The following is a 20,291-nucleotide window of genomic DNA, read 5'->3' on the forward strand; positions in this document are numbered from 1 at the left end:
CTATTCTCCGCAACACGGACAGACGGCCGGCACGTACAGGCCGATGGTCGCGGAGTACTTCGTGCCGTCGTAGCCCTCCCCTTTGTCATCGTCGGCGTGGTGGGCGACGATCAGGTAGTAGTTGCCGTCGGTCGGCTCGAACGTGGCGTCGCCTCCGGCGTCGGTCTTGCGCTCGAACTTGTCGTCGAACCCGCTGGCGAGCGTGTGACCGCGCGGGATGAACGACACCCTCGTATCGGGCAGCGGCTTGCCCTTGTACAGCAGCCGAACGGTGATCGCGGTGCCGGGGCCCATCGGGGTGACGGGGTTCGTCTGCGGCACCAGTTCCAGTGGATGGCCGAGCACGCGATCAAAGCCGGGGTTGTCGACCGGCGGCTTGTCGAGGCTTTTCGATGCGACCAAGAACGCCTTGCCGCTCTTGATCGACCGCAGCGGCGCGTAGCTCACGACGGCGTCGCTCGTCTGCACGATCGTGTACATGCCGGGCTGGTCGGTCTGCAGGCGCGCGGTGTGGTAGCCTTCCTTGGGGGCGTAACCGAGGTCGGTCAGTGATGGCTTCAGGTCGCGCGACTGGCCGTCGGGCCCGATGACGTTCAGCGCAATCGTCTGGGGCGACGCCTTGCCGGCCAGCTTGAAGTCGCGGTGGTCGTTGCCGTGATTGCCGAGCATCAAATCGACGTGGACCACGTCGCCGACGCGCACGAGGTTGGCGTTGGTCTGCAGCCAGGTATCGTGCGCGTGGGCGACAAGCGAGGCGAGCGAGAGCGTGATCAGCAGCGTGATGAGCAGTGAGCGGTTCATGTGTGATGTCCTTTAGTTCAGGTCCCAGAGCGAGTCGGTGTAATTGGGATGGGCAGGGTCGATGATGCCGTTGGGCGTGTAGGTGCCGACCGAGCCCGGGTAAAATGGCGATCGCATCGGCAGGCGCTCGGCGTGACCGTCGACGAAGCCGACCGTGACCATCTGCTTCGGGTGCCGCCTGTGGTTGGGCCGACAGGATGACGCGGTCGCCGCCCGACCCGGTGGCCAACAGTGAGTTGCCAACGACGGGTTGCCTGCGGGCTGGTCAGCAAGGCCGGCGTCACACAGAGCGACGGCCTCGCTCCACATCCGTATCTTGTTCAGCCGAACACCGTTCAGCGTGACGTTGAAGCCGTAGCTGGCCTCGACGTCCACGCGATCGTTTGAAGGGCAGTGCCAGACCTGGTTGCCCACGTTGTCGGTGTTGTCCTTCCCCTGGCGCAGGTAGGGGTAAAGCAGTTCCTTACGGTCTTTCGCGGGCGTGGCACCGATCGGTGGCACGAAGGCGACGTAACGCTTTGTGTCTTGGGCGTACATGATGCCCGCAGTGGCGATCTGGCGAACGTTGGACATACAGGCGACGGCCCGTGCCTGGCTGCGGGCGGCGTTCAGCGAGGGCAGGAGGATGCCGATGAGCAGCGCGATGATGCCGATGACCACAAGCAGTTCGACCAGCGTGAACGCACGCGAGTACGGAACGGTCTTCATGATGAAGCTCCCGTTGATGGGGGACAGGTTGAATTGTGTCGAGACGCGCCCGCGGAATGGCGGGCGGATGGGTCAGGCAGTGACCGGTGGGGCGCGGCCGCTGTAGGGCTGGTGGGCTGGTGGGCAGACGATGCGATCGATAACGGGCGGCGCCAGCGAGCCAACGAGGCCGAGCTGAGCAAAGTCGAACGTCGCGGGCGGTGCGACCATCAGCGCCGCGGCGAAGTAGCAGACGGCGCACGCGGGTTTGACGGGGGACTGCTTCTGGTCGTCGGCCGGCGCGTGGGTCGCGCAGCAGCCGGCATCCGATGAAACGCGTCCGGGCGCATCGCCACCGCCACCGCCACTGCCCGGCATCTTGACGATGCCGCGCGTGTGGCCGGGCACGATCGCGCCGAACCAGACGCTGACGTAAAGCAGAATGAAGATGCGTAGGCCGCGGGAGCGCACTAGGGCTACAACCTAATGCGGCGCGGCAGCCTGTCAAAGCGGCAAAATGCCTTCAGGCGTTCTGCGATGCGTGAAAAGCTCGATAACATCGTCTTCAAGCACTGCGAGTCATGGTGTCTGTCCCCAGTTGAAGACGAAGAGATCCTTCGGAGTACCTCAGGATGACGAAACTTTCATGTGGGGCAGCAATGGAACGTGCCGCTGAATCGGCAAGCCCTCGGGGGTTCAGGAGGAACGGTTTGACACGCTTTTCCGTCACCTCTACGCTGGCGCCCATGCGTCTCCTGTGCGTGGTCCTGCTGTCGCTCTGCCTGTGCTCGTGCAAGTCGTCGCCGCGCGCCGCGGGCGGGCGGGGGGACCTGTTTCGCGCGACCGGCATGCGCGTCCACCCGATCTTCACCGGCGCCAAGGACTGGACCAACGACGGCAGCCCGGACGGCATCGAAGCCTTGGTGGAACTGACCGACCAGTTCGGCGACCCGATCAAGGCCAGCGGGCAGGTCGTCTTCGAACTGTTCCAGTTTCGCCGGTACAACGCCGACCCGCGCGGCCAGCCATTGCAGACCTGGACAATGTCGATCCGCACGCTCAAGGAACAACGCGAACATTGGCGGCGCATCGGGTCGGCCTACGCGTTCCAGCTGCCGTTCCCGCAGATCGACTCGTATTCCAGCAGTGTGCTGTCGGCCGAGGTGACGCTGGACAACGGTGGACGGCTGCGCGACCAGATCGTCCTGCAACGCCGCGATTGATCACCAGCGGCATACGAGATTTCGACTGAAGACACAGGTCCTATGACTCTCCCCAACCTGCTCAACCTCGAACCCGTCCCAACATTGTTGTCCCGCCTGCGGCAGGAGTTGTCGGCCGAATTTCCCGCCGGCAAGCCGGTGCGCATCAGCCGTGCGCCGGGGCGGCTGGACGTGATGGGGGGCATCGCCGACTACACCGGCAGCCTGGTGTGCGAGGCCACGCTCGACCGTGCCGCTGCGGTGGCGCTAAGCGAACGCGACGATCGGCAGGTGCAGGTCTTCAGCTTCAACCTGTTGGACGAGCACCGCCCGTTCACGCTGCGCGTGCCGCTCGATTCGCTTGCCACCGGCGACCTCGCCACGCTTCGGCGCGAGTTTGCCGAGCCGGGGCGCGGGTGGGCGGGTTACCTCGTCGGGTGCCTGTTCCTGCTGCACGAGCAGGGATACGTAAATCTGGCCGACCCGGGCATCAAGGGTTTGAACCTCGCGCTGCTCAGCACCGTGCCGCTGGGTGCCGGTGTCAGCAGCTCGGCGGCGATTGAAGTCGCGACGATGATGAACCTGTGCGCCCACTTCGGCATCGACGGCACGCCCGGCGTGCCGCAGCGCAACCGGTTGCAGATCGCCAACTGCAAGACGATCGACCCGATGAAGCTGGCCGCGATGTGCCAGGCGGTCGAGAACCGCGTGGTGGGCGCGCCCTGCGGCATAATGGATCAGGTCAGCAGTTGCTACGGCGAGTCAGGCGCGCTGCTGCGCATGGTCTGCCAGCCACACGAAATTCAGGAACCGCTCTTCCTGCCGCAGGGCATTCGGGCGGTGGGCATCAACAGCAACGTGAAGCACAGCGTGGGCGGTGGCATGTACGGCAAGACGCGCTGCGCGGCGTTCATGGGCCACAAGATCATCCTGGAAAAAATGCGCGAGATGGGCGCCGCGGCCGGCAAGACGCTGGTCGGCGACCCGATGAACGGCTACCTCGCCAATCTGGACCCCGACGACTACAAACGCCTCTTCCGCCCGTTCATCCCCGAGCTCGTCAACGGCGACGCCTTCATCGCCAAGTACGGCAGCACGATCGACACCGCGACCCGCGTCGAGCCCGACGTCGACTACCACGTGCAGCACGCCACCGACCATCACGTGCTGGAGGCCCGCCGGGTGCGCAACTTCACTGATTTCCTGCAGCAGGCCGCGGCGATGTCCGCGACCGACCCGTCGCGCAAGCTGCTGCTCGATAAGGCCGGCCACCTGATGTACGCGTCGCATCTGTCGTACACGAACGACGCGATGCTGGGCGCCGACGAGTGCGACCTGCTCGTCAAACTCGCCCGCGACCGCGAGCCTGAAGGTCTTTATGGCGCGAAGATTACGGGTGGGGGAAGTGGCGGCGCCGTTGCAATCCTCTGCGACATCAGCGACCGCGCCGATGCGGTGCTGGCGGAGATCATGACCGAGTACGAGAAGCAGACGGGCAAGAAGCCGGAGGCGTTCCTGGGTAGCAGCCCGGGCGCCTGGCATGCGGGGACGACGGTCGTCGTGTAAACAAGTCGATAAGTTCTTTGGGAAGCAAACCGGACTGGTCGCTTTAGCGACCAGTTCTTCCGCCACATACACCAGTGAAAAGAGAAAAGCCGGGGGGAGACACAGACAAGAATGTCTGTTCCACAGAAGACGGGGGGAGAGGAAGAGAGACAGGCAGGAATGCCTGTCTTACAGAAGACTTGATGCGTGCGTCTCGCGCGCTGTCGGGTGCTTTCAATCGAACTCGAACGCGGTGCGCGCCATCACCATGGGTCGGTTCTGACCGATGTTCAGCAAAAACCCAGCTGCGATAAAGCTGCTCAGCAGGCTGCTGCCCCCGTAGCTGACGAACGGCAATGTAATTCCGGTAACCGGGAAGATGCCGGTCGCCACGGCCAGGTTCAGGAAGGTTTGGCCGGCCAGCATCGTCACGATGCCCAGCGATACCAGCTTACCGAACGGTTCTTTGGTAGACGCGCTGATCTCGATGCCGGCGGTGAAGAAGACGATGTAAGCCCCCAGCAGCACGGCGCTGCCGAAGAAGCCGAACTGTTCGCCGACGAGCGCGAAGACCATGTCGTTGTGGCTTTCCGGCACGCGCCGGCCGATCGGGATCTCGCCGAAACCCTTGCCTGCCACACCACCGCTGCCAAGGGCGATCTTGGCTTGTTCCTGCTGGAAGCCAGTTTCCTGGAGCGTCTTGGGGTCGCTGCTGAACATCGCGTAGACGCGGGCGCGTTGGTACTCCTTCACGATCGCAGGCATGTGGCGGAAGATCGGGATCTCCTTCTGCCCGCTGAACCAGGCGAACGGCACGATCGCAAAGCCGATGCCCACCACGGCCAGCAGGTGCAGAAACTTCGCGCCAGCGGCGTACAGCATCGCGAACAGGCAGGGGATGAAGACCAACGCCGTGCCGAGGTCCGGCTGCTTCAGGATAAGGCCCAGCGGGATCAGCGCGATCGTGAACGGCAGGATGAGCCCGGGAATCGTGCGGTAGTTGCTGCGGAACCGCAGGTAGCGCGCCAGCACGAGGATAAAGCTGATCTTCATCAGCTCGGCCGGTTGAAGGCTGAACGTGCCGAAGTTGATCCAGTTGTAGGCGCCCTTCACGTTGCGAATGAGCGGCAGCGGGGTGTCACCCTGCCGGCCGGTGCCGAGGACCGAGCCCAGGACGGTGTAGCCGACCAGCAGGATGCTGACGACGTAGAAGACCCACGCGAGGCGCCCGAGGATCTGATAGTTGATCATCTGGATGCCCGCCATCACGCCGAGCCCGATGAAGATGAACAGCAGCTGCTTGCGCCCGTCGGCGTTGTCGTCGGCCCAGATCGAGATCACGCCCATGCCCACCAGAACCGCCGTGGCGGCCAGCACCGGCCAGTTGGTCGCGATCGCAAGTTGTTTCCAGAGGGCGTTCATGGGTTGATAACAGTGGGCGGTGGACAGTGGCCGGTGAAAGGCGGATCGACGTGTGGCCGTCTTCACGGCCCACGATCCACTGTCCACTTCATGCCTTCATCAACGATGGAACCATCCCGCGGCCACCATGCGGGCGGGGCCTTTGTGGATGACGGGGACCTCGTCGCCGGCCGACACGGAGGGGTGGCCGCTGGGCAGGTAAACGCTGGCGACGCGATTGTCGCCACCGTCGGTCAGCGTACAGCGGACGAGCTGAGACGCGGGCGCCAGCGCGGCATGACGAACCTCCACCACGCTGGCGGTGCTGGGTTGGCCATCGCGGTACAGCGAAAGCAACTGTCGGCGAGTCCAAAGGCCACCGGCCAAGCTCAGCAGTGCCAATGGCGCCAGCGTCCACGCCGCCACCAGCGCGGCGGCCAGGGAACTGGGCTGCGTGCGGCCGGTCCAGAGCTTGGGGTTCTTCGGATCGATGCGCAGCGGCACCGTGCTCTTGATGACGATTGGCTCGACGCGCCCCAACAGCGGGCCGATCACGTTGTGTGTGACACCCTCGTACTCGTACGTCAGGTTCACCGTCGTCTCCGGTGGCACCTTGGTGCCGGCGACGGAGAGGTTGTCGAACGACGACAGCACCACCGCGTCGACCGGTACGCCGACCGTCAGCAGTTGGTTTTCCTTGCGCCACGCGTTCACCTGCCCGTAGGCGAAGTAGGCCGCCACGAGCGCGATGCCGATGATCGCCAGCCACCACCCGCGCACGCGGGGCTCGGTGGTGGCGCGGGCCCGAACCTCGGACGACAGGGGCCGCGGGGGAGGGGGAAGGATATCGAGGGTCATGTTGCTCATGTGAAGGGTCCGGCGGCATTCTAAAGGCAGGCGGATGATATTGCCCGTCTGCCGCAGGCAATATCGACCGAGTCGGACTTGCCGATCCCCTATTCAGACGCGACCCGGGCGCGGTCACCGAACCGAAGCTGCCTTCCACGTTTCGCCGCAGGAGCAGCTTCTCGCTTTTTCGTTATCTCGTCAGACGAAAAGCCCGGAGCTGCGCTCCTGCGGCGAAAAGAGGAGGTGGCTGATACCGCTTCTGAAACATCGCGGGCCACAGCCTCGGCGCGGCTCGGCGACCCTCCGTCTGGTTTGCATCCCCCTCACAGTCCCTGTATTTTAACGCACGACCGGGCACCGGCTGACGTACATGCGTTAGGCGGTTAGGGATTGAATGGACGTCCGGGTTCCCGATGGATCGGGAAACCGCTGGTTTCTCGCTGAAAACGGGCTGTTTTGCCGTCGTGGGCTTTGCGGGCCAAAGGGCATTGCGAAGTTGGCGATCGGCGAGCAGGCACGCTTCGGCGCACGTCCCGATGAATCCTTTTTAATTGCCCGGCGATGCATCGCGTCTGTGGCGAGCGTCACTTTTCGATGTTTGGAGGGTGGCCGATGCCGGTGCGGTTGATGCCCCTTACGGGAGATGGCTTGTGATCTTCGATGGCCTGATGGGCATGTTCAGCATCGACATGGGGATCGACCTTGGCACCTGCAACACGCTGGTCTGCGTGAAGGGCGAAGGCATCGTCCTGAACGAACCGAGCGTCGTCGCCGTGAAAAAAGGCACGAACCGCGTGCTGCAGAACGGCAACGCGGTCGGCTTGGTCGCCAAGGAGATGCTCGGCAAGACGCCCGGCAGCATCACCGCGATCCGCCCGCTTAAGGACGGCGTGATCAGCGACTTCGAAGTCACCGAGGCGATGCTCGCCTACTTCATCCGCCGGGTGCATGGCCGTAAGCACTTCATCGGGCCGCGCGTCGTCATCGCGATTCCCTCGGGCATCACGGCCGTCGAAAAACGCGCGGTGCTCGATAGCGCCGAGCGCGCCGGTGCCCGCCGGGTGTACCTCGTTGAGGAACCCATGGCCGCCGCCATTGGCGCGGGTTTGCCCGTCACCGAACCGACCGCCAGCATGATCGTCGACATTGGTGGCGGCACGACGGAGGTCGCGATCATCTCGCTGGCCGACATCAGCGTGAAGGAGTCCGTCCGCACCGCCGGCGACGACTTTGACGACGCGATCGTCGCGCACATGAAGAAGACCTACAACATGGCGATCGGCGAGCAGATGGCCGAGCGCATCAAGATCGAGATCGGCTCCGCCGCCCAACTGAGCGACGACGAGCCCAGCATGGAAGTGCGCGGCCGCGACATGATCAGCGGTTTGCCGCGCAAGACGTCGGTGACGTCGGAAGAGATCCGCGAGGCGCTGCAGGAACCGGTCACCGCCATCATCGAGGCCGTCACCCGCACCCTGGAAATGGCCGAGCCCGAACTCGCCGCCGACCTGGTCGACAACGGCATCACGATGGCCGGCGGCAGCTCGCTGCTTCGTGGCCTCACGACCGTCATCAGCAACGCGACCGGCTTGGAAGTGAAGTTGGCCGAAGACCCCCTCACCTGCGTCGCCCGCGGCACGAGCGTGTACCTGGAAAATCTGGAACTCTGGAAAGACACCATGGAAAGCGACGCCGACGAGATGTAGCGGCGTCGGGTCCCCTCTCCCGGTACGCCGGGGGAGGGTTAGGGTGGGGGTGCATTTGACCTGCTGACGGTTCAGGAAGAACCAATCACCCCCTCCCAGCCTCCCCCGGCGTACCGGGAGAGGGGCCAGAGCAAGCCGCGGATTGCCTTCCCACTCCGACGCGATGAAACAGCTGAAGTTCCAACACGTCTTCACCGCGCTGATGCTCGTCAGCTTCGTCACCGCGTTTCTCTTTCCACGACAGACGACGCCACGGCGCCCACAGTTGGCGGGCTTGTTCGCACCGGTGTCGCGGCCGGCCAGCTCTTTTGGTGCGTGGTTTCGAGAACGATTTGATCGCAAGGAATCGACCGACGAGCGGACGGAAGAAGACGTGAAGGCCGAGAACGAGGCGCTGCGCGCGGAACTGGTCTACCAGGTGCGGCAACTCGACCTGCTGAAGAAGATCAACACCGACCGGGCGTTGCTCGGGTCGGTGCGCGAGTACTGCACGCCGGTGCGGGTCGTCGGTGGCGATCCACTGGCGGCCCGGCAGACGCTGTCGCTCAGCGGCTCCAGCAGTGATGGCCTGGCGACCGAGCAACCGGTGCTGTACGGCTTTTCGGTCGCGGGGCGCATCACCAACGCCGGGGCCGCCGGGGCACAGGCGCGACTCATCACCGACAAGGGCTTTGCCCTCAGCGGCGCGTTCTGCCGGTACGAGGCGACGCCCAACGGCGGCCAGGTGCTCAACCGCATCAACACGACCCCACCCGTGCTGGTGGGGGCTGGCCGCAACCGGTTGACGATCACCAACCTCTACATGAAGGAAGTCGAAGATCGCCAGGTGAAGATCGGCGACTGGGTGCTGCTGGAGGACGTGAAGTGGCCCGAACCGTTGCAGGGCCGCCTGATCGGCAAGATCGTCGCAATCAACCCGCTGCCCAGCGCCGCGTTGCACGCCGAGATCCACGTGGAGCCGGAAGCCGCCTTGTCGCGGTTGCGCGAGGTGATGGTGATGAACAAGGAGTTGTGAGGAGATGGCGATCGGGTCCCCTCTCCCGGTACGCCGGGAGAGGGTTAGGGTGAGGGTGATTTCGAACTGCTGACGACTCTCGAAAGAACGAATCACCCCCACCCAGCCTCCCCCGGAGTACCGGGAGAGGGGCCGGATCACGGCCGCGGAAGCTTCCTCGTACTGGTTCCCCTATGCGTCTCGTCCCCTACATCCTGCTGGCCTACCTCGCCCTGGGCCTCCAGGTCGGGCTGGGGCGGTACATGGAGTGGAACGGGGCGCAGCCGAACTTCGTGCTGCTGGCGGTCGTCTTTATCGCGGTGAACGCGCCGCGCGACGCGGCGTTGTTGGGTGGCTTCAGCATGGGCGTCCTGCAGGACCTGATGTCGCAGCAACCGCCGGGGTTGTACGGCATGGCGTACGGGGTGGTGGCGATGATCCTCAGCAACACGCAGACCACCGTCTACCGCGGGCACCCGCTTACCCATGTGTCGCTGGCGGCGCTGGGGGGTGTGGTGACGGCGGCGATGCTCTGGCTGCACTCGATCATCTGGGCCGGCAGCAGCGCCGCCGACCCGTCCCCGATCGCCGTCCGGCTCAGCCTTGTGCAACTGCTGCTGGCCGTCATGTACACCGCGTTGCTCGCCCCGTTCGTGATCGGGCCGCTGCAACGCATAAGGCGCGGGTTTGCGTTTACACCGAACCGGAAGGGAATGAGGTAGAAATAGTAGTCCGCCTCCGGCCCCTCTCCCGGTACGCCGGGGGAGGTTGGGTGGGGGTGATTTCGAGCTGCTGACAACCTTCGAAAGAACGAATCACCCCCACCCTAGCCCTCCCCCGGCGTACCGGGAGAGGGGACCGGATCACGGCTGCTGACATTGATAAGCCATGTTCGAACGTCGACTGAAAGTCGTGCTGCTGATCCTGTTTGCCATGACCGGCGTGCTGCTGGCCCGGGCTGCGCACCTGCAGGTGATCAACGGTGACGAATGGGCCGAGCGCGCCGAGGCGGCGATGAAGCGGCCGCAGTGGGTGGAGACGGTGCGCGGGCGGTTGCTGGACGTGAAGGGGCGCCCGGTCGCCGAGGATGTGGCCAGCACCGACGCGATGGTCGACTACCGCGCCGTGTTGCGCCCGCCGGACCCCAAGTGGGTCGCCAACAAGGCGATCGAGCGGTTGCGCCTGCGCATGGGGGACGGGTACCGCAAGGCCTCGCTGTCCGACCGGCGGTCGCTGCGGGACGACGAGGTGCAGTTCGTGCTGGCCGACATCGAGCGCATGTGGCTGCGGCTGGCGGACGTGTCGCGCCTGCCGAGCGAGACGCGCGAGCAGTCGGTCGCACGCATCGATGAGGTGCGGACGTCGATCATCGCCCGCGTCGAGATGCGCCGCCGGTACCTGTGGTATCACAACTACCACAAGGCGATCAAGGAACAGGAAGAGCAGCAGAAGCTGCGCGAGAACCAGAGCATCTGGGAGAAGTGGCTGCTGGACGCCAGCGCCACGCCACCGGACGTCGACAAGTTCATCATGACGGTCGCCGAGCAGGAACAGCCGCACGTCGTGCTGCGGGCGCTCGACCCGCACATCATCGCCGAGCTGGCGCGCGACGTGGAATCGCTGCCGGGCCTGTCGCTGTCGCCGAGCACGAACCGGTACTACCCGTTCCACGAGGTGGGCGCGCACCTGGTTGGCCGGCTGGCGCGCGTGGGGCCCGAGGACATCAAGAACGACCCGAACCGCCGCGGCACCGGTGGCGACGAGCTGCGGCAGTACTTCCCGAACGACTTAATCGGCCGGACCGGCTTGGAAGCGATGTGCGAGCCGGCGCTGCGCGGCACGCGCGGGCGCATCGAGCGCCGCGTGGACGCCGATGACGAGATCACCGCCAACGCCCACCCCCAACCGGGCAAGGACGTGCGCCTCGCGATCGACATGGACCTGCAGGCCGACCTGCAGCGTTTGTTCAAGCACGTGAACGTCGAACTGCTGGCCGGCGAGCGCGATCTGCCCCAGTTGTACGGCGCCGCGATCGTGATCGACGTGCCGACCGGTGAGGTGCGGGCCATGGCGTCCAACCCGTCGTTCGACCCCAACGAGTTCAACGAGAACTTCAACGCCTGGTACGACGACGCGATCAACCGCCCGCTGTTGAACCGCGCCACGATGATGGCGGTCGAGCCGGGGTCGACCGTGAAGCCGGTCGTCGGGCTGTCGGCGATCACCGAAGGGGCGATCGGCGTACACGAGGGCATCGAGTGCACCGGTTACCTGACCCTGGGCAAGTGGAGCTACCAGAGCGGGCGCTGTTGGACGGCCAACATGTACGGCAAGAAGTACCCCCACATGGTCGCCCATCACCAGCTGCCCGGTGGCTCGGCGCGGCACGTGGGACAGCACGGCAACCGCGACGGGTTCCTGACCTACGCCGACGGCCTCGAACGCAGCTGTAACATCTGGTTCGAAGTTGCAGCCGACCGGTTGGGGCCGGCGAAGATGCGCGACTGGATGCTGCGGTGGGGCCTGGGCCGCAAGACCGGCATCGGCCTGCCCGAGGCGTTCACGTGGCTGCCGAGCGACACGTGGCCGAAGAAGGTCGAACCGAAGACCGCGCACCTGCTGGCGGCGTTCACCGGCATCGGTCAGGGACAGATCACCGCCACGCCCATCCAGATGGCTAACGTGGCCGCGACGATCGCGCGCGACGGTGTGTGGAAGCGCCCACTGTTGGTTTCCACACAGAACAGCTTCGATGCGCTGCCGAAGATGGATGGTCCCGACGAGGTCGATCTGAAGCTGTCGCCCGGGGCACTGGCCGAGGCCAAGTTGGGCATGATGCGCGTCGTGAACCGCCTGTCGGGCACGGGCCACGATGCGTTCAAGAAGCACCCGGAACTGCTGACCCAGTTAAAGGTGGCCGGTAAGACCGGGTCCGCGCAGGCGGGCCGCGAGTTCAACGTTCCACTGCGCGACCCGGTGACCCGCGAGCCGCTGCGCGATGAGAAGGGGCGCGTCCAACGGCAGTACTTCAAGCCGATGGCCAAGGCGTTCGACAACGGCATGCCATGGTATCGCGGGGGTGGCGAGGACAACGACAAGCTCTCGCACGCGTGGTACATCGGCTTCGCGCCGCATGACAACCCGAAGATCGCGTTCTGCGTTTTCGTGGAGTACGGCGGCTCCGGTGGCCTTGCCGCCGGCGACATCGCCAGGCGCCTGCTTGAAGCCTGCCAGACCCGCGGCTACCTGCCGGGGGGCGCTATCGACGCGGGTATTGGGATGCGATGATCGGCGGTTTGGGCGGTCCCTTTGCGATTCCCATTCGGCACCCCGTGCGTTAGTTGTCATCCCGAACGGAGCCTAAAGGCTAGCGGACAAAACCTCCGCGCAATGCTCAACCTGTCATCCCGAGGGGAGCGGTAGCGACCCGAGGGATCTCCCATGGCCCACACCTCAGTTGATCGAGATCCCTCAGGTCGCTACCGCTCCCTTCGGGATGACATGGGGTTTTGTCCGTTGGCCCTAAGGCGACGAGAGGGATCTCGATTGACGGCCGCCTAGCGGCGATCCCTCGCATAACCCGGTTCCCCCTCATCCATTGGCCGCCGGCACTTGCGATTGCTGTGGCCGGCCGTCCGAGCCGTTGGCCCGTTCGCGCGTGGGGTCTTCGATTCGCGCCTCTTCCTGCGGCCGGGGCTCCGGTGGATCGCCGGGCGGGCGGCAGGCGACGTCCATCTTGACCAGGTCATTCTTGAAGAACAGCGTGATCGTCCAATCCAGCATAATGCGGATCTGGCGGTTGATGCGCGGCATCTGCATCAGGTAGTAGCTGCGCCACACCCACCACGCGATGAACCCCTTGATCTTGAACTTGTACACTTTGCCCACGCCCTTGAACTGCCCCAGCGACGCCAGCGTGCCCTTGCTCTCGTACTTGAAAACTTGGGTCGGCTTGCCCTCCATGGCGCACAGGATGTTGTCGGCCAGCAGGCGTGCTTCCCGAATCGCGTGCTGCGCCAGCGGGGGGTAGAACTTGTCCGGCACCGATGGGTCGGGCACCGCGGCGCAGTCGCCCAGCGCCCAGACGTACGGGTGCGACGTGCTGCGCATCGTGCCGTCCACCGCGATTCGACCACGGCGATCCTTGGCGAGCGGGAAGTGCGCGATCAGCGGGCTCGGCTTGACGCCGGTGCTGATGACGATTGTCTCGGCTTCGATCGTCTCGGTGTCGCTCACGATCACCTTGCCGCGCGCCATCGCCTTCACGCGCACGCCGTTGCGCACGATCACGCCACGGCTCTGCAGGATGCCCTTGGCGTAGCTGCTGAGGTCCTCGCTCATCTCGGCCATCAGCCGGTCGCCGGCCTCGATCAGGATGAACTGCTCGGCCCCCTCGGGGACGTTGCGGTAGTGCCGGGTAACGTTGGCGACGAACTCGGTGAACTCGCCGATCAGCTCCACGCCCACCAGTCCACCGCCGACGACGACGATGGTCATCAGCGCCTGCTTGCGCTTGGGGTCCAGTTCCACGTCGGCCCGTTCGAAGCAGTCGATGAGGTGGTTGCGCACGTGGATCGCGTCGCCCATCGTCTTGAACGTGAAGGCGTTGTTCGAGCCCGGCACGAGCGACGTGTTGGTGATCGACCCAAGCGCGACGACGAGCTCGTCGAACGGGGTGGTGTACTCGTCGCCGTTGGAGAGGACCGAGATGACGTTCTTTTCCTCAAAGTCGACGCGGGTGATCTCCCCCTCGACGAACTGCACGCGTTTGAACAGCGGGCGGATCGGGTTGACCGCGTGGCGCGGTTCGAGAATGCCCGAGCCGGCCTCGAACAGCAGGGGGGTCATCAGGAAGTAGTTGTCGCGGCTGATGAGCGTGACCTGCACGTCGTCGCGCCCTTTCAGCTTCTTCTGCAACCGCAGGGCCGTGTAGATGCCACCGAACCCACCGCCGAGAACGACGATGCGATGCGGTGTGCCTGCGGGCGCCTTCGCGGTGGTGGGCGTGGTGTCGTCGGTCATGATCTTCGTTTGTATGAGGCTTGGCGTGGTCAAGGCAAGGGTTAATCGCAGGTTTCACGAAAGCGCGACGGAAATGAACATGCGATGTTCCGAACATATGGACGAGGTGCGCGCATTCCCTTGGAACCGTCGCATCGCGTAAGCTTCCACCCGCCAAGGAGCAAGCAGCATGAAGAAAACCGTCGTGATCACCGGTGGTAGCGGCAAATTGGGCCGAGCCTGCGTCGCCCATTTTCTCGAGCACGGCTACAGGGTCGTGAACGCCGACCTCGTGCCGCCGGTTAAGCCTCAGGGCCTGTTCGTTAAGGTGGATTTGACCGATTTCGGGCAGGCAATCGACGCGCTGTCGGGCATCGACAACCGCCTGCAGGCGCCGGTGGACGCGGTCGTGCACTTGGCGGCCATTCCGGCGCCGGGCATGGAGACGAACGCGGTCACGTTTCGGCAGAACATCGTCAGCACGTACAACGTCTTCGAGGCCGCGCGGCGGCAGGGCGTGAAGAACGTGGTCTGGGCATCGAGCGAGACCGTCCTCGGCCTGCCGTTCGACGTGCCCCCACCCTACGTGCCGGTGGACGAGGCCTACCCCGGCCGGCCCGAGACGGCTTATTCGCTATCGAAGTATCTCGGTGAACAGATGGCCGAGCAGTTCTGCCGCTGGGACCCGGCGATGAAGATGATCGGCCTGCGCTTCTCGAACGTGATGGAGCCCGAGGCCTACCAAAACTTTCCGTCGTTCGAGCGCAACCCGAACGGCCGCAAGTGGAACCTGTGGGGCTACATCGACGCCCGCGACGCCTCGCAGGCGATCCGCAAGGCCGTCGAGGCCCCGCTGACCGGCGCCGACGTCTTCATTATCGCCAACGCCGACACCGTCATGACGCGCCCCAACAGCGACCTGCTGACCGAGATGTTTCCCAACGTGCCCGTGAAGGGGCAGGTGGGCGCCAACGAGACGTTGCTGTCGATCGAGAAGGCCCGCCGGGTGCTGGGGTACGAACCGCAGTACAACTGGCGCTCGGAGAAGGTGTAGCGGGTCGGCCGTGGCATGGGCGTTTCGCCCATGCATTTGAGAAGAACGCGAAGTGCCGTTCCGTACTATCGACGCCGGCCGCGCGGAAAATCACCCGCTCTGTCCTGTTTACGCGCATGGGCGAGACGCCCATGCCACGGTGCAGCGGCTCGGCTACATCTTCGGCACCGGCTCGCCGGCGCGGATCGCCTTGTTCCACTGGTTCACACGCGTGTAGTAGTCGCCGTGGCCCTTCGTGTGGTCGGCCGCTGGCAGGATGAGGATTTCCTTCGGCCCGTTCAGTTCGTTGTACATCGCGAACACGCCCGCGGGTGGGCAGGTGGCGTCGACCAGGCCCATGCCGACCAGCGTGGGCACCGTCACGCGCGATGCGAAGTTGACGGCGTCGAAGTACCGGCTGGTGTTCATGATCGCCTCGGCGTCGTCCCCCCTGGCGCGGCCCTGCCAGTAGGGCCAGCCAAAGGCGCGGTTGGCCTGCTTGGCCGTCGCGTCGCAACCGGCGGGCACGTTGGCCATGACGTGCGTGACCTTCGGGTGCAGCGCCGCCGTCACGATCGCCTGTAGGCCACCCTGGCTGCCACCGTTGACAATAAGGATCTTGCCGTCCCAGTCGTCGCGGGTGGTCAGGTACTCGGCCGCGCGGTGGCACGACAGGAACATGCGAAGGAAGTAGCTCGTCTCGCGATCGGTCTGGCCGATCGCCACGTAGTTGCCGATATTCAGCTTGGCGTACTCTTCCTTGGTCGAATCGAACTTCGCATCGTGCGCGGAAATGTTGAACGCCAGCCATCCCTCCTTCGCCCGATCAACCACCCAGCCCCGCTGTAGCGGATAGACGCCCGCCCACTGCACGATCAACATGGCCGAGAACTTCTTGCCCGGCTCGCTCGTGACCGGCTTGGCGAGCTGGCCGTAGACCTTGGAGCCGTTGATGTTGTCCAACGTAACGCGCGAATAGTCGACCTCGCTGATCTCGGCCACGGGTTCCAACTGCGCGTTTATCGGGATGGCCTGCAGCTGCGCGATCTTGCCGTCCCAGAACGCGTCGAAATCGTCCGGCCGGGGTGCCGACCGCTCGATCTGCTCGAACGCCACTACGGCACCGCGGCTGGCGACGATGGGCTTGGTCGTCGGCTGCTTCAGCGTGACGGCCACCTGCACCGTGCCGGGCTGGTCGATTGACGTCGACACTTCGGCGCTACCGTTGGCAAGATCGAGCGTGCCGGATTTCAGCGTCTCGCCGCCGTCGCGCTTTACGGTGTATTCCACTTCGCCCATGTCCGACGGCGCGTCGGCGAGGGATACGTCGAACCGAATGGTCTCGCCGGGCTTGTACTGTTCAGTGGGGCGATCGCCTTCGATCTTCAGGGTTGGCACTGCGACCTTATCCGGCGCGGTGGTCTGGCCCATGACAGGCGAAGCGAGGGCAAGCAGGGGCAACAGGAGCATCGCAGCGCCGCGAGGTGATGGGAAGGTCATGGCTATAGATTACGATGCTTTGAATCGCGTTTCACGTCCTCTGACTTCTTCGCAGGACGACGCACCCAATGCGGCATATCATGATGTGTCGCGGCCGACACCGGAGTGCAGACCGTAGCGTTGCGCTCGCCGCGTCACCCGACTTTCCAATGAAGGACACGCCGTGGAGATGAAGCTGACCATGCTGGTGGTCTCAGCCTTGTGCATGTTATTGATGAGCGTGGTTGCCGCGAACCCGCGCGGCACGCCGGTTTCGGGTGGGCAGGTCTATCGCGACCTGTCGTACGGCCAACCGGGGCAACGCCGGCACCTGCTCGACCTGTACGTGCCGCGCGGTGACCAAAACGGCCAGCCGCGGCCGGTGATCGTCTGGATCCATGGCGGCGCGTGGGAGCAGGGGGACAAGAGCCATGGCCCCGGCGCCGCCGGCATTCGCGCCGGATACGCGATCGCGAGCGTCAACTACCGCTTGAGCCAGGACGGGCCGTTCCCCGCGCAGATCCACGACTGCAAGGCCGCGGTGCGCTGGTTGCGCGCCAACGCGCAACAGTACGGCTTAGACCCCGACCGCATCGGCGTGTGGGGTGCCTCGGCCGGTGGACACCTGGCGGCGCTGCTCGGCACGAGCGCGGACGCGAAGGACCTGGAAGGGGAGGTCGGCGGCAACCTGGAGTTCAGCAGCCGCGTGCAGGCGGTGTGCGACTGGTTCGGCCCGACGGACTTGCTGGACAACCTGCGCGCCATCCGCAAGTTCGACCCGCAGAACGCGATCGTCGGCAAGACTGACGCCATTAGCCGCCTGCTGGGCGGGCCAGCGTTCGAGCGCGTCGACCTGGCGCGCCAGGCCAACCCCGCTACGCACGTCACGCCCACCACGCCACCGTTCCTGATCATGCATGGCGATCAGGACCAACTGGTGCCGCTGTCGCAGAGCCAGCTGCTGTACAAGGTGCTGAACGCGCAACAGGTCGAGGCCGAACTAGTCGTCGTAAAGGGCGGCGGCCACGGTGATGGGCCGTTCTATCAACCGGAACAGTTACTGCGCGTGATCGCGTTCTTCGACAGGCACTTAAAGTAGCAGTGCGTGGTCCGCTAGTGAGCTGTCGTCATCCTTCGGAGTACCTCAGGATGACAGGTGCTTCAGGAACTAACGTGCCTTTCACCTCACGTCGCCGCGGCGCAGGTCCAGACTGTTTTCCACTCGCAGCGTCCGCTGGGCCCGATGCGGGCGGCGGTGCCGTCTTTCACAGCCTGTTCAATGCGATCCGCCCGGCCGGTGGTCGCTTCAACGGCGACGTGGCGGTGGCTTTCCCAGCCGCCGGTGTTGATCCACACGCCCCAGTAACCGGTCGCGTCTGCCGAGGCATAGCTGATCTGCAGCTGGCGGTTTCGTTCGGGATAGTGCACGGTCGCGGTGCTGGCGATCGCGTCGGCCGAGTAGATCTTCCACCCGCGCTTCGCCGGCAGCGAGCTGGGTTGCGACAGGTCGTCACCCGCGGCTGTGATTGGCCAGGGGAAGGACTGATCGACCGGCTTTCCATCGTGGTCGTGGCTGATGGAGAACGGCGCGCCCTGCGGCATTCGCAGTTCGACGGGTGACGTCATCGACAGCAGCGCGTGTTGTGCCCAGACAAACCGAAACTCGAACGGCGACAAGTTGATCAACGTGTACTCGGCCACCACGCTCGGTCCGTCCAGGTACAGCTTGCGCGTCAGGCGGTAACCGAACCGCAGGCCGTACCAGACGGTGGTGACGCCGTCCTTCGTCGGCACCGCCACGGTCGACAGGCCCCACAGTTCACCGTGGTCCGGCACGCCGATGCCTTGGTATGGCCGGGCGGGATATGGCCCCGGCGCGATCGCGGGAAAGCACTCGTCCCAACCGGCGTACCAGCTGTCGCCGTAGGGGATGTCGTAGTAATTTTCGGTCGGAATTTCCGCGGGGAAGTTGAACAGCAGCTCGTGCCGGTCGGCCTTATCGATGATCGACCCCACCTTTCCGCCGAGGTTCGGGTAGACCTTGATCGCCAGATGATCGTTTTCGATTGAAACGGGTTGCTGCATTTCTCGTGGCCTCCGTGGCGGCCAATTGTAACCGCGGCCCCCGATGGCTAAAGGGGCGGAATTTGCGTCTCTTCTGTAGGACAGGCATTCCTGCCTGTTTCTCCCCCCGTATTCGCTCTTCTGTGGCAAAGACATAATACCTGTCCGGACCTATGCATTTGTCGAAACCTCGTCATCCTGAGGTACTCCGAAGGGTCTCCTTCTTCCCGACGTGAATATGGGGGGAGAGAAGACCGGGCGGAGAGACAGGCACGAATGCCTGTCCTACAGAAGAGGGGGGCGGCGGGCGGATCAGGCCGACCGGTATCGTTCGACGATCGCCTCGTACAGCCGCTGTTCATCGTCCCCCACGAACGCCAGCCCCACGTCCACGCGGTAGAACGGTACTGGCGACTCGCGGACGGTCGACAGGAAGACCAGCTTCGACCAATCCTTCTCCGTCGTCACGATCGCCGTTGCGCCGAGTTGGGTCGCGGTGGCGATCAGTCCCGAGACGTCGCCGTCCGTGTACGCGTGATGGTCCGGCCACCACGTGTGACCGACGAACGGACCGTCGAAGCCTTCCAACTGGCTCTGCAGCGACTGCGGGTGCCCGATGCCGGCGGTGGCGAAGAACGGCTGGTCGGTCAACGTGTTCAGCGGCACGTCGGGTGGCGCGTTGATCGGACACGTGGCGGTGCGCAGGCCCGCCAGCACGTGGTCGCACTGGTAGGTCGGCACGGCGGCGTTGGCGGCGCGAATGGTGGCGAGCGTTGCTTCGAGCGATGCGCCACCGCGCGAGGCGTGCGTGATCAGCACCGCGGTCGCCCGGCTCAGGCCGGTGATCGGCTCGCGCAGCAACCCGCGCGGGTGCACGTGGCCGTGCCCGAACGGGTCGGCGGCGTTGATCAGCACGAGGTCGAAGTCGCGCCTGGCCCGGCGATGCTGGAATCCATCGTCCAGGATGAATAGCTGCACCTGCGGATGCTCGGCCAGCGCCCGATCGGCGCCGGCGGCGCGGTCGGCGTTCACCATCACCACGCCGCCCGGTTCAATCGCGCGGGCGAGCAAATCGGCCTCGTCACTATGACCGGCGGCGCTACCGGCGTACCCGCGCGTCAGAACGGCGGGGATGATCTGGTCGGCCAGCAGCCGCTGGGCCAGCCAGCGCACGACCGGCGTCTTGCCAGTTCCGCCCGCGGTCAGGTTGCCCACGCTGATCGTCCAACGGCGAAGGTCGACCGACCGCTTCACGCCCCGGTCGAACATCGCGTTGCGCAGCCGCATGATGCCCGTGTATGGCAATTCCGCAGCCGCCAGCGCCACCCGCAACGTCGCTGGCCCCACCCCGCGGCGCTGGCCGGTGATCGTCTCGAGGTACAGCTTTTCCAGGTCGGCGGACACATGGGCGATGATACGGCTGCGCATAGGTAGGACAAAGCAGCCGCCGGTGGGGCGACCAATCATCGTCCCGTGAAGTCGCCCATCTGTCCGATCCCGGTGCCCTTGAATACAATGTGGACGTGCCC

Annotated in this window: 17 protein-coding genes; 8 read left to right on the top strand and 9 right to left on the bottom strand. The window is 65.0% G+C overall.

Annotated elements, in window-relative coordinates:
• From VGN72_22545 to VGN72_22555, 3 genes are all read right to left on the bottom strand, one after another.
• Nucleotides 1–801, bottom strand: coding sequence for a DUF4198 domain-containing protein (locus VGN72_22545; GenBank protein ID HEV7302134.1), 801 nt, complete (start codon nucleotides 799–801; stop codon nucleotides 1–3).
• A gap of 12 nt (nucleotides 802–813) precedes the next feature.
• Nucleotides 814–1,509, bottom strand: coding sequence for a prepilin-type N-terminal cleavage/methylation domain-containing protein (locus VGN72_22550; GenBank protein HEV7302135.1), 696 nt, complete (start codon nucleotides 1,507–1,509; stop codon nucleotides 814–816).
• A 72-nt stretch (nucleotides 1,510–1,581) separates the two neighbouring features.
• The gene (locus VGN72_22555) at nucleotides 1,582–1,959 is read right to left on the bottom strand and encodes a hypothetical protein (GenBank protein HEV7302136.1); all 378 of its coding nucleotides are present in this window, start codon (nucleotides 1,957–1,959) and stop codon (nucleotides 1,582–1,584) included.
• Between the two features lie 275 nt (nucleotides 1,960–2,234).
• Here VGN72_22555 and VGN72_22560 point away from each other — a divergent pair, with 275 nt between their 5' ends.
• Nucleotides 2,235–2,711 carry a hypothetical protein gene (locus VGN72_22560; protein ID HEV7302137.1) on the top strand — a complete coding sequence of 159 codons (477 nt, stop codon included), beginning with the start codon at nucleotides 2,235–2,237 and terminating at the stop codon, nucleotides 2,709–2,711.
• 42 nt (nucleotides 2,712–2,753) lie between these two features.
• A complete protein-coding gene (locus VGN72_22565) occupies nucleotides 2,754–4,256 on the top strand; it encodes a hypothetical protein (GenBank protein ID HEV7302138.1) in 1,503 nt (500 codons plus the stop codon).
• A 213-nt stretch (nucleotides 4,257–4,469) separates the two neighbouring features.
• Here the strand turns inward: VGN72_22565 and VGN72_22570 are convergent, their stop codons facing one another.
• A complete protein-coding gene (locus VGN72_22570) occupies nucleotides 4,470–5,657 on the bottom strand; it encodes an FtsW/RodA/SpoVE family cell cycle protein (GenBank protein HEV7302139.1) in 1,188 nt (395 codons plus the stop codon).
• Between the two features lie 99 nt (nucleotides 5,658–5,756).
• The gene (locus tag VGN72_22575; GenBank protein ID HEV7302140.1) at nucleotides 5,757–6,503 is read right to left on the bottom strand and encodes a hypothetical protein; all 747 of its coding nucleotides are present in this window, start codon (nucleotides 6,501–6,503) and stop codon (nucleotides 5,757–5,759) included.
• Between the two features lie 632 nt (nucleotides 6,504–7,135).
• On the opposite strand from VGN72_22575, the gene VGN72_22580 reads away from it, so the two are divergent.
• The 4 genes from VGN72_22580 (at nucleotide 7,136) to VGN72_22595 (ending at nucleotide 12,473) form a co-directional block, all read left to right on the top strand.
• The gene (locus VGN72_22580) at nucleotides 7,136–8,191 is read left to right on the top strand and encodes a rod shape-determining protein (GenBank protein HEV7302141.1); all 1,056 of its coding nucleotides are present in this window, start codon (nucleotides 7,136–7,138) and stop codon (nucleotides 8,189–8,191) included.
• 163 nt (nucleotides 8,192–8,354) lie between these two features.
• A complete protein-coding gene (locus VGN72_22585; GenBank protein ID HEV7302142.1) occupies nucleotides 8,355–9,206 on the top strand; it encodes a rod shape-determining protein MreC in 852 nt (283 codons plus the stop codon).
• Between the two features lie 173 nt (nucleotides 9,207–9,379).
• Nucleotides 9,380–9,907, top strand: coding sequence for a rod shape-determining protein MreD (gene mreD, locus VGN72_22590; protein ID HEV7302143.1), 528 nt, complete (start codon nucleotides 9,380–9,382; stop codon nucleotides 9,905–9,907).
• 166 nt (nucleotides 9,908–10,073) lie between these two features.
• Nucleotides 10,074–12,473, top strand: coding sequence for a penicillin-binding transpeptidase domain-containing protein (locus VGN72_22595; protein HEV7302144.1), 2,400 nt, complete (start codon nucleotides 10,074–10,076; stop codon nucleotides 12,471–12,473).
• Nucleotides 12,474–12,776: 303 nt separating this feature from the next.
• Here the strand turns inward: VGN72_22595 and VGN72_22600 are convergent, their stop codons facing one another.
• Nucleotides 12,777–14,207, bottom strand: coding sequence for an NAD(P)/FAD-dependent oxidoreductase (locus VGN72_22600; GenBank protein ID HEV7302145.1), 1,431 nt, complete (start codon nucleotides 14,205–14,207; stop codon nucleotides 12,777–12,779).
• Between the two features lie 169 nt (nucleotides 14,208–14,376).
• On the opposite strand from VGN72_22600, the gene VGN72_22605 reads away from it, so the two are divergent.
• Complete coding sequence (locus tag VGN72_22605; GenBank protein HEV7302146.1) at nucleotides 14,377–15,240, top strand: NAD(P)-dependent oxidoreductase; 864 nt, start codon at nucleotides 14,377–14,379, stop codon at nucleotides 15,238–15,240.
• Between the two features lie 153 nt (nucleotides 15,241–15,393).
• Here VGN72_22605 and VGN72_22610 read toward each other — a convergent pair whose 3' ends face one another.
• Entirely contained in the window at nucleotides 15,394–16,650 is a 1,257-nt protein-coding gene (locus VGN72_22610) for an acetylxylan esterase (GenBank protein HEV7302147.1), read from the bottom strand.
• 238 nt (nucleotides 16,651–16,888) lie between these two features.
• Between VGN72_22610 and VGN72_22615 the strand changes: the two genes are divergently transcribed.
• Nucleotides 16,889–17,797 carry an alpha/beta hydrolase gene (locus VGN72_22615; protein ID HEV7302148.1) on the top strand — a complete coding sequence of 303 codons (909 nt, stop codon included), beginning with the start codon at nucleotides 16,889–16,891 and terminating at the stop codon, nucleotides 17,795–17,797.
• Nucleotides 17,798–17,883: 86 nt separating this feature from the next.
• Here VGN72_22615 and VGN72_22620 read toward each other — a convergent pair whose 3' ends face one another.
• Nucleotides 17,884–18,783, bottom strand: coding sequence for a hypothetical protein (locus tag VGN72_22620; protein HEV7302149.1), 900 nt, complete (start codon nucleotides 18,781–18,783; stop codon nucleotides 17,884–17,886).
• A gap of 291 nt (nucleotides 18,784–19,074) precedes the next feature.
• Nucleotides 19,075–20,190 carry a tetraacyldisaccharide 4'-kinase gene (gene lpxK, locus VGN72_22625; protein ID HEV7302150.1) on the bottom strand — a complete coding sequence of 372 codons (1,116 nt, stop codon included), beginning with the start codon at nucleotides 20,188–20,190 and terminating at the stop codon, nucleotides 19,075–19,077.
• Nucleotides 20,191–20,291: the final 101 nt, after the last annotated feature.

The organism is Tepidisphaeraceae bacterium (genome assembly GCA_035998445.1).
Taxonomy (GTDB): Bacteria; Planctomycetota; Phycisphaerae; order Tepidisphaerales; family Tepidisphaeraceae; genus DASYHQ01.